12 protein-coding genes are annotated in these 13,636 nt (G+C 42.4%); 6 read left to right on the forward strand and 6 right to left on the reverse strand.

The window, feature by feature from the left end; genetic code table 11:
* The first annotated feature begins 163 nt into the window (after nucleotides 1-163).
* Complete coding sequence (locus tag HYI04_RS03265) at nucleotides 164-400, forward strand: hypothetical protein (RefSeq protein ID WP_029575047.1); 237 nt, start codon at nucleotides 164-166, stop codon at nucleotides 398-400.
* Nucleotides 401-467: 67 nt separating this feature from the next.
* Here HYI04_RS03265 and bioB read toward each other — a convergent pair whose 3' ends face one another.
* Both bioB and queG read right to left on the reverse strand, forming a co-directional pair.
* Nucleotides 468-1,457, reverse strand: coding sequence for a biotin synthase BioB (bioB, locus tag HYI04_RS03270; protein ID WP_004981788.1), 990 nt, complete (start codon nucleotides 1,455-1,457; stop codon nucleotides 468-470).
* A 301-nt stretch (nucleotides 1,458-1,758) separates the two neighbouring features.
* Complete coding sequence (gene queG, locus HYI04_RS03275; protein ID WP_178895832.1) at nucleotides 1,759-2,853, reverse strand: tRNA epoxyqueuosine(34) reductase QueG; 1,095 nt, start codon at nucleotides 2,851-2,853, stop codon at nucleotides 1,759-1,761.
* 22 nt (nucleotides 2,854-2,875) lie between these two features.
* Between queG and HYI04_RS03280 the strand changes: the two genes are divergently transcribed.
* Nucleotides 2,876-4,345 (forward strand): NAD(P)H-hydrate dehydratase, encoded by a 1,470-nt coding sequence (locus tag HYI04_RS03280; protein ID WP_159152533.1) that lies wholly within the window; start codon nucleotides 2,876-2,878, stop codon nucleotides 4,343-4,345.
* Nucleotides 4,342-4,620, forward strand: coding sequence for an acylphosphatase (locus HYI04_RS03285; RefSeq protein WP_178895833.1), 279 nt, complete (start codon nucleotides 4,342-4,344; stop codon nucleotides 4,618-4,620). The genes HYI04_RS03280 and HYI04_RS03285 overlap by 4 nt, the downstream gene beginning before the upstream one ends.
* A 62-nt stretch (nucleotides 4,621-4,682) precedes the next feature.
* On the opposite strand, the gene slyD is transcribed toward HYI04_RS03285, so the two are convergent.
* From slyD to HYI04_RS03300, 3 genes are all read right to left on the reverse strand, one after another.
* Complete coding sequence (slyD, locus tag HYI04_RS03290; protein WP_004696728.1) at nucleotides 4,683-5,165, reverse strand: peptidylprolyl isomerase; 483 nt, start codon at nucleotides 5,163-5,165, stop codon at nucleotides 4,683-4,685.
* Nucleotides 5,166-5,304: 139 nt separating this feature from the next.
* Nucleotides 5,305-6,606: an NAD(P)/FAD-dependent oxidoreductase gene (locus HYI04_RS03295; RefSeq protein ID WP_178895834.1), complete on the reverse strand. Its 1,302-nt coding sequence runs from the start codon at nucleotides 6,604-6,606 to the stop codon at nucleotides 5,305-5,307.
* A 125-nt stretch (nucleotides 6,607-6,731) separates the two neighbouring features.
* On the reverse strand, nucleotides 6,732-8,042 hold the full coding sequence (locus HYI04_RS03300) for a D-alanyl-D-alanine carboxypeptidase PBP6B (RefSeq protein ID WP_178895835.1): 1,311 nt from the start codon (nucleotides 8,040-8,042) through the stop codon (nucleotides 6,732-6,734).
* Nucleotides 8,043-8,221: 179 nt separating this feature from the next.
* On the opposite strand from HYI04_RS03300, the gene HYI04_RS03305 reads away from it, so the two are divergent.
* On the forward strand, nucleotides 8,222-9,925 hold the full coding sequence (locus tag HYI04_RS03305; protein WP_010326933.1) for a M61 family metallopeptidase: 1,704 nt from the start codon (nucleotides 8,222-8,224) through the stop codon (nucleotides 9,923-9,925).
* Nucleotides 9,926-10,007: 82 nt separating this feature from the next.
* Here the strand turns inward: HYI04_RS03305 and uraH are convergent, their stop codons facing one another.
* On the reverse strand, nucleotides 10,008-10,406 hold the full coding sequence (gene uraH / locus HYI04_RS03310; RefSeq protein WP_010326932.1) for a hydroxyisourate hydrolase: 399 nt from the start codon (nucleotides 10,404-10,406) through the stop codon (nucleotides 10,008-10,010).
* A gap of 494 nt (nucleotides 10,407-10,900) precedes the next feature.
* Between uraH and HYI04_RS03315 the strand changes: the two genes are divergently transcribed.
* Complete coding sequence (locus tag HYI04_RS03315; protein ID WP_010326931.1) at nucleotides 10,901-13,132, forward strand: NADP-dependent isocitrate dehydrogenase; 2,232 nt, start codon at nucleotides 10,901-10,903, stop codon at nucleotides 13,130-13,132.
* Between the two features lie 126 nt (nucleotides 13,133-13,258).
* On the forward strand, nucleotides 13,259-13,633 hold the full coding sequence (locus tag HYI04_RS03320) for a hypothetical protein (RefSeq protein ID WP_010326930.1): 375 nt from the start codon (nucleotides 13,259-13,261) through the stop codon (nucleotides 13,631-13,633).
* Nucleotides 13,634-13,636 lie beyond the last annotated feature (3 nt).

The raw sequence follows: 13,636 nt of genomic DNA on the forward strand, positions 1-13,636 counted from the left end.
GGAATGCCGAAAGTGCGGTGATTCTAAAACCGACTAATCATCTTAAGGAAAAGTGAGCGTAGGCTCACTTTTTAATGCCTGTATTTTTTTATGGCTTAGTTCGACTGAATTGACGCAGAACGGCTTACAATAGCCGAATAACAGTGTTTAGCGTATTCGGATGATGACCAAAAATTTTCAAGCACAGACTTATATTGTTGATAATAATTTGAGTGATACCTTAAGCTGGCTGTGTCAGCATCAAGAGTGTTTTGATTCTTTTCACTATGACGCGATTCGCCAAACCTTAACTGTACGCCATGCCAATGGTGAAGATGAGATATTCCAAGGCGATTATCTGAATGTCAGTTATGGTATTTTAATTACTGCGCATAATTTTGCTCAGTCATCTGAAGGTTAAATAGATAGACATTAAAAAAGCCCCATACTGAATAAGGGGCTTTTTTGTGCTTAGCAAATCTTGGGAATTAGCTTGCCATGGCATCTAGGCTAAGGTCTGCCACCGTTGGTTTTGGCTTTTCTGCCACTAAACCTAATTTTGTGAACAGTTGACGATCTTTACCTTCGCCTGCATTTGGCGTGGTCAGTAGTTTCTCACCCGAGAACAATGAGTTTGCACCCGCCATAAATGCAAGTGCTTGGTCTGAGTCAGAAAGTGCTTCACGACCTGCAGATAGGCGGATATAGCTGTGCGGCATGATAATTCGCGCAACAGCAATGGTACGAATCCATTCCGTCACATCGAGTTTTTCAACATCTGCCAGTGGCGTGCCTTCAATTGGAACCAACATGTTGATTGGCACAGATTCTGGGTGAATTGGCATCGTTGCAAGCTCTTGCAATAAACCAATACGGTCTTCTTTCTTTTCACCTAGACCAACGATACCACCGCTACACACTTTCATACCTGCTTGACGGACATATTCTAAGGTATTTAAACGGTCGTCAAAGGTACGTGTACTAATAATATGTGAATAATACTCGCGTGAAGTGTCGAGGTTATGGTTGTAATAATCTAAACCTGCATCTTTTAAACGTCCAGCTTGAGACTCATTCAGCATCCCTAAAGTCATGCAAGTCTCTAAACCAAGAGCTTTCACTTCTTTAACCATTTCTAGTACATAAGGCATGTCACGTTCATGTGGATTCCGCCAAGCTGCGCCCATACAAAAACGAGATGAGCCTGAGGCTAAAGCTTCTTTGGCTTCTGAAATCACTTTGTCTACAGCAATGCGTTTTTCGGCTTCAAGTTTTGAGTCATAACGTGCTGACTGAGAACAGTACTTACAGTCTTCAGGACATTTACCTGTTTTAATCGACAATAAAGTACTGACTTGAATGGTGTTGGCTTGGAAATGTTGGCGATGTACGGTCTGCGCTTGAAAGACGAGATCAAGAAAAGGCTGATCATACAAAGCTTCGATTTCTTCACGCGTCCAATCATTGCGTAGGTTCATAATGGGGATCCATTTTTAATTCTAACTTGTATACATCATACATTTAACGTGCCAACTTAAAAGGCATTATTGCTCAGTTTTGATAGTATCTCCCGATTATATTTTTAATTTTATCTTTTTATGAGATTGTAAAAATAGTTGCAAAGTTGAGCGTTTTTTCGCAAATTTGGCCGCAAAATTCTATTTATTTGGATTTTGATTTACACTGAAAATGCAGCTAAATAGATAAAATAAATAAAATTATGCAAGCAAATGTCTGTTTGATTGAACTTTTATTGATTGAGTCTGTTTGAAGCAAGTATTAGTGCCTTTTCATCAGTTGCTCTTGGATGGCCCATTCAATATGGACTTGCACAATATCGTTAAGCTCTGGGCGAGAAGCTTGTAATTGCTGCAATATTTCATCTGAAAATGGTGCATTACCTAGACCAATCGCGACGTTACGCATAAAGCTTTGGTAGCCTGTACGACGTAGGGGACTCCCTTCTGTATTTGCCATAAAGATGTTTTCATCCCATTGCCAAAGGTCAATTAGTTGAATGTCATCCAAACCATGACGCGGGTTAAAATCATCAATTGGTGTGGTTTTGGCAAAGCTATTCCACGGGCAAATGAGCTGGCAGTCATCGCAACCAAACACACGGTTACCAATACCGCGGCGTAGTTCTTCAGGAATAATGCCTTGAAACTCAATAGTTAAATAGGCAATGCATTTACGCGCATCTAATAAATAAGGCTCAACAATCGCTTGAGTCGGGCAAATATCAATACAAGCGCTACATGAACCACAGTGTTTGGTGGTGGCTTGGTCAAAAGGTAGCTCTAAAGAGGTAAAGAGCTCACCCAAAACAAAAAATGAGCCTGATGTTTTATGAATGAGTAAGGTGTGTTTACCGACCCATCCCATCCCTGCATTTTCAGCCAATGATTTTTCAAAAATGGGTGCTGAGTCTGCAAATGGGCGAGATTCAAAATCGCCAACTTTGGCTTTGATTTTCTGAGAAAGGGTCTTTAAACGCCCACGCATGACTTTGTGATAGTCACGTCCGCGTGCATAACGCGCAATGATGGCGCTATTTGGTGCAAAAGGCACAAGACGTGGTTCAGGAACGGCAACTAAATAATCCATACGCACACAAATAATGCTTTTGGTGCCCGGAACAAGCAGTGTTGGATCTGCGCGTTTTTCTAAGTTTGCAGCAAGAAAATGCATGTCACCATGATAACCAAGCTCTAAATATTTTTTAAAACGCGGCAATTCAACTTGAGCATCTGGTTTGGCGATGACACAATCAGAAAATCCTAAAGCCAGTGCTTCAGCTTTAATCCAAGCCTTAAGCTGCTCTGGATCATATTGATCTACAGGGATTTTTGAGGAAGATGTGGATGTTGTCATAACCAAGAACAAAGGAAAAATCATGCATCAGCAAGTGTACCACAGCAGCGAGATTCAAGCATGGGAAGGGCGTTGGTTCGCACAGCAAAATAGTGCTTATGGGTTGATGCAACAAGTCGCATGGTCAACAACTGAACATATGCTGCCTAGGCTTAAACAGCAGCAGGTCAAAAGCCTCGCAGTGTGTTGTGGTCAAGGCAACAATGCAGGTGACGGTTACTTGATTGCATCGTATCTAGCCGCGCAAGGTTATGACGTTGAAATTTATGCAGCTGCATTGGGAGAGTCTGTATCACTACAACAAGCACATGCAGCGGCCGTGAAACAGGGAATAATGATTCATACCGGTTTTGCATTTCAACGCCCTTATGATGCCTATATTGATGCTTTGTTTGGCATTGGGTTAAACCGTGAACTAAGTTCAGACTGGCAGGCAGTGATTCAGCAGATTAATAGACAAACAGGTTTAAAAATTGCGGTTGATATTCCAAGTGGTTTGCAGGCCAACACGGGGCAAGCTTTACCTTGTGCAGTTGTCGCCGATTATACCTTTACAGCTCTGGGCTTAAAGGCGGGTTTATTTACTGGGCAGGGTAAAGCCTATGCAGGAGTCGTTGAGCTTATTTCGCTACTTCCCGTAGACAGTGCTTTAAAACCTTTAGCTTCGCTTGCTCCACAACATATGCACCTTGTACCGCGTCAAGCATTTGGACATAAAGGAAGCTATGGGCACGTACTGGTGATTGGGGGACATGCACAGATGGGTGGTGCGGTGATGTTAGCCGCTGAAGCTGCCTTTCATGCGGGAGCTGGCAAGGTGACGGTGGTGTGTGATGCAAAACACCATACTGCAATTTTAGCCCGTGCACCGAATATTATGCTGCGCGATATTAACCAAATGTCGCTCCAAGAGCGTGAAGCATTGGTGGAACATGTGGATGCAGTCAGTTTTGGTATGGGCTTGGGAAGAGACTCGTGGGCTCAGCAGCAGTTTGATGCATGGTTTCCACTCATTCAAACCAGTGCTTTTCAGGTGGTATTGGATGCAGATGCTTTATGGTTTTTGGCTGAAAAGCCAGTAAAACTCGGTGAGCAGGTGTACGCAACACCGCATCCTGGGGAGGCCGCGACTTTACTCGGTATCAGTACTTCAGCGGTGGAGTCCGACCGTATTGCAGCTATTTACGCTTTACAAGAAAAATATGCAGGACAATGGGTGCTGAAAGGTTCGGGAAGCTTGATTTTAGATAAGCAACTCTGGATTTGTACCGCAGGTAATCCAGGGATGGGGACAGGTGGAATGGGTGATGTATTGGCAGGCATGATTGCCAGTTTAAAAGCACAGTTGCAAGATGACATTGCGTTACATCAAATTGTGACCTTACATGCCCAAGCAGGCGACCTTTTGGCTCAGCAAGGTGAGCGTGGTTTACAAGCGCAGCAAATGAGTCAGGCTATTTATACGGTCGTGAACCGAGAGCATACAGTATGAAAGCAGTAAAACTGACCATATCGGGAAAAGTTCAGGGTGTTGGATATCGACGCTGGTTTGCACAATATGCTGTTGCTTTAGGTTTAAAGGGTTATGTACAGAATCTGGATTCAGGTGCAGTTGAAGCACTGCTTTTTGGGGATGATGGTATGGTTGCCGAACTGGTGAATCATGCTAAAGTCGGGCCAACTCATGCGGTAGTTACGGATGTGGTCATCGTAGAATTGGCTTCAGAACAGCAAGGATTTACAGATTTTCAAATACGTCGCGAATGATCAAGTATGCAAAAAAAAGGGCGGAAGTTAAACTTTCGCCCTTTTTTCTAAGATGTTGAATCTTAGTGGTGGTGACCACCAGCACCGTGCGCATGGCCGTGCTGTAATTCTTCTTCAGTTGCATCGCGGATTTCTACGATTTCAACTTCGAAAGTTAAGTCTTGACCAGCAAGTGGGAAGTTCGCATCAACAATTACGTTTTCGCCTTCAACTGCTTTTACAGTTACGATTTGAACGCCATCATCAGTTTGAGCTTGGAACTGCATACCCGCTTGGATGTTGTCTACGCCTTGGAACATTTGCGCTGGAACTTCTTGAACGAGTTCAGGGTTGTATTCGCCATAACCTTCAGCAGCAGGAACAGTAACAGTGAATTTTTCACCTACAGTTTTGCCTAGCAATGCATTTTCTAAACCTGGGATGATGTTACCTGCGCCGTGCAAATATGCAAGTGGTTCACCTTGTGATTGGTCTAGCGTTTCGCCTTCAGCGTTAGTCAATTTGTAGTTGAAAGAAACCACGTGATCATTTGCGATAGCAGTCATGTTTTTCGTCCATTCATTTAGAATTTAAGGGGTATATCATAAAGTGAAAAGCAGCTTTTGTAGACTAAATTTAGCAAAAAAACTGCATTTTCCACGTTCTTATGGCGTTTTTTTATTAGTGGGGACGCATTTTTAGATTTCAATGCAATTTTATTTTCGGACCGACTTTTTTATTCATCAGGTCTTTTGCGGTCATCAGCCCAGCTTGGGTATAGCCATGTAAGGTGGCCTGATGGAGTCGATATAAAGAAACATACATGGTTTTTGCCAGCACGCCTTGCACATTGACTTGGCCCAGTAGCTCGCCGACAGCTTTATATTGACTGAGGGAAACCAAAGAGCCTTTGTCAGAAAATTTAAACATCGGCAAAGACTGACTACGAATGCGCGCTTTGAGGGCTCGAAGCAAAAAGGCCGCTTGTTGACTGGCCACTTGAGCGCGTGGGCCAAGGACTGGTTCATCGGCTGCGGGCTGGCAGTGAGCGCAATCACCAAAGGCAAAAATGTTGGGGTCGGAACGGGTTTGCAAAGTCGCATAGACTTTAAGACGTCCAATCGCATCTTTTTCAAAGCCTTCAAGCGCATTTAAAACGAAAGGTGCTTTGATGCCTGCCGCCCAAACTTTTAGATCGGCATCGATTTGTGTGCCGTCGGCAAAATAGACATGGTCTTTATCTAACTTGGCAACACGGTGATGGGTGAGGACTTCAATGCCAAGCTTTTCCAATTGGGTATGTGTGTGATTTGCCATTTTGGTGGATAGGGCGGGAAGAATGCGATCCGCTGCCTCAATCAAGGTCACTTTGACTTTGTTTGGGTCAATTTTATTGAGACCGTATTTAAAAAAGGTACTTTTCGCATGGACCAATTCGGCTGCAAGCTCGACTCCTGTGGCACCTGCACCAATAATCGCAATATTGAGTGCGCGTGTTTCGGGACGGTTTTGTGCATCCAAATACAAATGTAGAAGGTCTTGCTGGAAAATTTCAGCTTGCTGGCGACTGTCGAGGAAGTGGCAGTAATGTTTAGCGCCTTCGGTCGCAAAGTCGTTAGAGGTCGAACCGACTGCCAGGACTAAGGTGTCGTAGTTGAGTTCAAACTGCGTGGTTTCCGTGCTTTGTTTGGCATATTGGCGTGCTTCAAGTTTTACTTGTTTATGTTCTTGGTCTAAGCCGACAAAACGACCTAAAACAAACTCATAGTGATGTTTAGACGCATGTGCAAAATAATTGATTTCTTCAACACTTGGGTTGAGTGTACCTGCCGCAATTTCGTGTAGTAAGGGTTTCCAGATATGGGTGAGGTTTTGATCGACGAGGGTGATTTTCACCCACTTGGATTTTGCGAAGCTGTCACCGAGTTGCGTTGCTAACTCTAGACCACCAGCACCACCGCCAATAATAACAATATGGTGTGGCACTTGTTCTGTTTGTACAGCCATATGAAGCAACCTATTTATTATTAAAAAAAAGAAGATGACATTGAATATGCCATCTTCTTGATTTATTGATAATTAGATTGTCTTACAAGTTACATAAAGTATAAAACTCGGGATTCTGCTCGAACTTAACCGAGTGTATAGGTTTTTACTTTAGGTTCATCGCTTGATAAAAATGGAAACAAGCTTTTGAACCAAAACATAAGTCGCTGGAAAATATTGGCTTCTTCAATTTGTACATCTTCTTCAATGGTAAACGTTTGAATGAGCTGATTGTTTTGATAAACCTGCACTTTCGCCAGTTGCATCACTTCAGCCAGCGGAGCGGTCAGTTTGTTTTGCAAAACTTCAATATTGAAATGCGTTTTTGTAGACTCTAATGGATCAATGCGTTGTATAGTGCCATTGCCTGTATTGAGCATAATGCGTTGGTTGGTCTGGTCAAAGGCATGTAAGTCAATGGCATAGGGCTGCTCGTACAATGATGTGGTCACAATTTTCGGTTGCTTACTTTCCACTTTGAACATTTTTAATGTCGATTTGACTACAGGCAGTTCTGCGATAATTTGCTTATCTTTCAGCGCAACTTCGTTACGAGTATAGGTATAAGACAAATTCATGAGGTTGTGTGCAACTTCAGCGCGTTTTGCTGCACTTTCTGTACCCAATACAATCACCACCAAACGACGGTTTGGATTATCTGGATTCATGGTCGGGCGGTTTGCTGTCAGCGCTAAGTTGTATCCCGCTGCTTTGGTATAACCTGTTTTTAAGCCATCTACCGTCGGGTCTTGTTTTAACAGAATATTGGTTGCACGGTGAAAACGTTGGTTGTAGCTAAAACTTTGCTGTTTTGAATAGTATAAATAGTCTGGCGTTTCATTCACCAAGGCTTGGCCTAAGAGCGCTAAATCATGAGCGGTCGAATAGTGCTCTGGCATGGTGATACCCGCAGGGTTTTGAAAATGCGTTTCAGTCATTCCCAGCGCTTTGGCTTCTTGGTTCATTCGTGCAACAAAGTTTGGAATATCACCTGAGATGCGTTCCGCTAAAGTCACGGCTGCGTCGTTGGCAGACATCACCACTAAACCGGCTAGAAGCTGATCCACAGAAATCTGTTCGCCTTGTTTTAAGTACATTTGGGACTCATCCCACATCACTGTACTGACCACAGGTGTTGCGGTAAGAATTTCGCTCTTATTGAGCTTCCCTGCATTGATTTCTTTGAGTGCAATATACGCCACCATCATTTTGGTGAGCGAAGCGGGTGCACGTTGAACATGACTATTATGCTCTGCAATGACTTGCCCCGATTGGCTGTCAAAAATGGTCCAAGCTTGAGCTTCAACTGTTTCAGGAACAATATTGAGCAATGCCGCTTGAGTGAAACTTGAACATAAGGCGAAGAGTGTAGCGATGAAGTAGATGACAGCTTTCAATGAAATTCCCTAACCAAGCCATTCCGTGACTTTTAAACCTAAAACAGCTGCAAATGCTATGCCTTTTTTTCCTCAATGACCAGTCAAAAATGCAGACAAATGTGACTGTGACGCAAAACTGGCGTAAATAATGCTAAGCTAAGTTATAACTCATTTCATTTTATTTTGTATCGCCCATTATGTTGCATTATCAGATCGAATTTGACGATTATCGTCAGCACCTTATACACGTGACTTTACGTTTTGTAGCAGACCCAACACAGGTACTTTCATTACCGACTTGGATTCCGGGTAGTTACCTCATTCGCGAGTTTTCAAAGCATATAGAGTCGGTTCGTGCTTATGATGAAGAAGGGCGTTTGTTAGAAATTCAAAAATTTGAAAAGAATAAATGGCGTCTTTTTAATACTGACCATGAACTGATTACGGTTGAATATGATGTCTATGCCTATGATCTGTCGGTGCGCGGTGCGTATGTAGATCAAACCCGTTTATATGTAAACCCTGCATGTGCTTGCTTAGGTTTGGAGGGTCAAGAGGACAAAGCAGTTGAAGTTGAACTCTTCCTTCCTGATGAGCTGAAACACTTCCAATTGGCTACTGGTATGGCTTCAAAAAGCCTCGTTAAAGGTCGTTTTACTTTAAAAGCCAAAAACTATGCCGAGCTGATTGATGCACCATTTGAGTTGGCCGAACAGACGCGTTTTGGTTTTGAAGCCAATGGTATTCCGCACGAGTTTGTGGTGTCAGGTAAACATGCCATGAATGCTGCACGTATGCAGCAAGACATTGAAAAAATCTGTGCAACAGAAATCTCAATGTTTGGGTCAGCGCCATTTTCAAACTACACCTTTATGACGATGGCGACAGCAAATAGTTATGGTGGTTTGGAGCATCCAAATTCAACCAGCTTGATTGGTCCACGTGAAGACTTACCAAAAGCTAACGAGCCTGAAGAGCCGTCTGAAGACTACCAACGTTTCTTGGGTTTATGTAGCCATGAATACTTCCACTCATGGTTGGTCAAATTCATTCGTCCTGAAAATTTTGTCAATTATGATCTGAACAAAGAAGGCTATACCTCTTTGCTTTGGATTTTTGAAGGTTTCACGTCTTATTATGATGACCTGATTTTGCTGCGTAGTGGTGTGATTTCCCAAGCCTCATATATCAAACTACTCAAAACTCAGATTGATCGTTATTTGCAAAATCCGGGTCGTTTTGTTCAGTCTGTGTCTGAGTCCAGCTTTGATGCATGGGTGAAATTTTACCGTCAGGATGAAAACTCGAACAATGCAGGCACTAGCTATTACAACAAAGGCTGTTTGGTTGCACTATGCTTAGACTTAGGTTTGCGCTTACGTGGTTCAAGTCTAGACGCGCTTATGCGTAAACTTTATGAGAACGCGCAAAAGGGCATACAAGTACATGAGCGTACGATTGTAGAGTTGTGTAATGAGCTGACGGGTGATAACTGGATTGAGCAAATCAATCACTTAATTAATACCACAGATGAGTTACCGCTGGATCAACTTTTCCCTGAGTTTGGTTTAAGTTATAGCCTGAAAAATGATAAGTCATTACCTTTAGGTTTAAAGCTTGTAGATAAGCCAGAAGGCGTATTGGTGCAAAGCGCACGTCGTGATGGCGCTGCGGCTCAAGCTGGCCTTTCTGCCCATGATGTGATCATTGCGATTGATGGTCTCAAAGCAACGGTGAAACTGGTAGAAAAGTATGCCAAGCAAGAAGGCTCGTATAGCATATTGGCATTCCGCCGTGATGAGTTGATGAGCTTTGACGTAAAAGCTGCTGGCTCAGAGCTGACTGAAGTTGAATTGAAAGTCGAAGATCAAGCGAAAGCAGAGAAGTGGTTCAAGGCTTAGTCCCTAAGCCACTTTATTTGATTCTGTACAGACAAAAAACCGATGCTTAGGCATCGGTTTTTTATGCGCTTATTTATGTGCATTAACTACCACGGTAAGTGGAATAGCCATATGGGCTAATTAATAGAGGAATATGGTAATGATCTAATGAGCCATCAATTACAAACACCACGGGCACTTCAGGAAAGAATGAGCGCTGATTTTTTTGGCGAAACCAATCACCCGTTTTAAAGGTAACTTTGTATACACCTTTTTGTAAGGTCGTATCTTTTGGATATAAATCATTGATTCGACCTTGGTCATCGGTCGTACTTGAGCTGATTTCTGTCCATTTATCATTTTGTTGGGCTTCAAGTGTCACTTTGACATTGGCAGAAGGGAGACCATTTTCCAAATTCAGCACATGAACGCTCAATGGATTTTGAGCAAAACACCAAGAAGAAAAACCAAGTCCAATGAGCGGAAGCAGCATTTTTAGCATTGAATTGACCCTTACCGTTGCAGAAAAAAGATTAAGTTTAACCAACCCTATAAAAATCATAGGTTTAAAAATGTAAAAATGGAGGAGTACGAGTACATGGTTTATGTATCAATATTTAAGCTGTGGCATGATGAATGGTTCTGCCGATCTAAATTTAGTGCTGAAAAAAGTCATTCTGATGCATGTAGGGCTACAAGACTGTATTATGTGAAAAGTATCTGTTGTTGTGGCTTAAATGAGGTAAATAACACATTTCGCTAAAAAATTTGTTTATTTGCTAAGCAAAAGCTAAAGCCTTGTGGAAAGACGTGATTTTGAAAAACGAAGGCTGTAGTGGTATTTTCTGGCGAAATGTCGTTATCACTGGATATTACGTTGACTGTAAAGCCCTGAGGGACGATACTTTCAGGGTTTTATTCAAGCACATCGGTTCGCAGGGGTTGAGCCAGAAGCTCATCACCCTAAAAAACTCAATCTAACGCAAGGGGCTATATATGGCTGGTGGAAAGTCAACCATCATTTACACACTGACCGACGAGGCGCCATTGCTAGCGACTTATTCGCTACTGCCGATCATTGAGACCTTTACTAAACCTGCTGGTGTAGAGATCGTTAAAACTGATATCTCTGTTGCCGCACGTGTTCTCGCAGAATTCTCTGAATACCTAAAAGAAGAGCAAAAAGTCCCAGACAATCTTGCAGAACTAGGTCGTCTTACCCAAGATCCAGATACTAATATCATCAAACTCCCGAATATTAGTGCCTCTGTTGCTCAGTTAACAGCATGTATCAAAGAGCTTCAATCAAAAGGCTACGCGATTCCTGACTATCCTGAAAACCCAACCACTGAAGACGAAAAAGCGCTTAAAGCACGCTATGGCAAATGTCTTGGTTCAGCTGTAAACCCTGTATTGCGTGAAGGTAACTCTGACCGTCGTGCACCAGCTGCAGTGAAAAACTATGCGAAAAAACACCCGCACTCTATGAGCGAGTGGAAGCAATGGTCTCAAACTCACGTTTCTCACATGGATGAAGGCGACTTCTACCACGGTGAAAAGTCGATGACTTTAGACCGTGCACGTAATGTGAAAATGGAACTCATCACCAAGTCTGGTGAAACGATTGTTCTGAAGTCAAAAGTTGCACTTCAAGACGGCGAAATCATCGACTCAATGTTCATGAGCAAGAAAGCGCTTTGCGACTTCTATGAAAAAGAACTTGATGATTGTAAAGAAGCGGGCATTTTGTTCTCTTTACACGTTAAAGCAACCATGATGAAAGTTTCACATCCGATTGTTTTCGGTCACTGTGTGAAAATTTACTACAAAGATGCTTTTGAAAAACACGGTAAATTGTTCGATGAGCTAGGCATTAACGTAAACAACGGTATGGCTGGTCTTTACGAGAAGATCGCAACTTTACCGACGTCTTTACGTGAAGAAATCATCGAAGATTTACATGCTTGCCAAGAACACCGTCCTGCACTTGCAATGGTTGATTCGGCGAAAGGTATCACCAACTTCCACTCACCAAACGATGTAATTGTAGATGCTTCAATGCCTGCAATGATCCGTGGTGGCGGTAAAATGTGGGGTGCTGACGGCAAACCTTACGACTGTAAAGCAGTAATGCCTGAGTCAACTTTCGCACGTATTTACCAAGAAATGATCAATTTCTGTAAGTGGAATGGTAACTTTGACCCACGTACGATGGGTACTGTGCCTAACGTTGGTTTGATGGCGCAAAAAGCTGAAGAATACGGTTCGCACGACAAAACTTTCGAAATGTCTGAAGCGGGTGTTGCAAACATCACTGACCTAGAAACTGGCGAAGTGTTGATGACTCAAAATGTTGAGGAAGGCGACATCTGGCGTATGTGTCAGGTGAAAGATGCACCGATTCAAGATTGGGTAAAACTTGCAGTAAACCGTGCTCGTAACTCGGGTATGCCAGCAATCTTCTGGTTAGACCCATACCGTCCGCACGAAAATGAAGTGATCAAGAAAGTACAAAAATACTTGAAAGACCACGACACTGCTGGTTTAGACATTCAGATCATGTCTCAAGTACGCGCAATGCGTTATACACTTGAACGTGTAGCGCGTGGCCTAGATACGATTTCTGTAACGGGTAACATCCTACGTGACTACCTGACCGACTTGTTCCCAATTATGGAATTGGGTACTTCAGCGAAAATGTTGTCTATCGTTCCGTTAATGGCGGGCGGTGGTATGTACGAAACTGGTGCGGGTGGTTCAGCGCCTAAACACGTACAACAGCTTGTTGAAGAAAACCACTTACGTTGGGATTCTTTAGGTGAGTTCTTGGCGCTTGCTGTTTCTTTAGAAGAGCTAGGTATTAAAGAAGATAACGCTCAAGCGAAACTTCTTGCGAAGACTTTAGACCAAGCGACTGGCAAATTACTTGATAACGACAAGTCTCCATCACGTCGTACTGGCGAGCTAGATAACCGTGGCAGCCACTTCTATTTAGCGAAGTTCTGGGCTGAAGCGCTTACTGCACAAGATGAAGACGCTGAGTTGAAAGCGAAGTTTGCTCCACTTGCGAAAGCACTTGCTGAAAACGAAGACAAGATCATTGCTGAACTTGCTCTAGTTCAAGGTCAAGCTGCTGACATCGGTGGTTACTATGCTGTAGATACAGCTAAAGTAAATGCTGTAATGCGTCCAAGCGAGACTTTGAATGCTGCACTTGAAGCGATCTAAGTCAAAACTAAATCGGTAAATTTACCGATGAAGTGAAAAAAGCCGATGCATATGCGTCGGCTTTTTTTAATAAATATATAATTAATGTAAAACACACTGAGCATGGATTTAAAGAAGAAAAAGTAGATGAAAGTTTATAAATATAGATATGGCTCAAAACGTGATAGCTATCAGTTTGAATATGTAGAAATTGAAGATTTGTTTAAAGATTCACCTAAATATAAAAGTAATATTAAATCTATAGATAAGTCTTTGATTGATTATAATGATTATGGGTGGGGTGTAGAAAAGCAATATTTTGATAAAGTAGCAGAGGTTATTAGATGTGACCCGTATTTTGAAAAATTGGACTCAATATTTATTTCGTCAAGTGAATCAAAAAGTAGGAATGAGCCAATAATTTATGTTGGCTTTTATAGGTCGGGAAATGATTTATTGCCAAATAAGCGGTATTTGACTTTGACACAAATTGATGAGCTATATAAAGAAATAAATTTATAATAA

Origin of the sequence: Acinetobacter sp. SwsAc2 (genome assembly GCF_013391465.1) — a bacterium.
GTDB classification, from domain to species: domain Bacteria; phylum Pseudomonadota; class Gammaproteobacteria; order Pseudomonadales; family Moraxellaceae; genus Acinetobacter; species Acinetobacter johnsonii.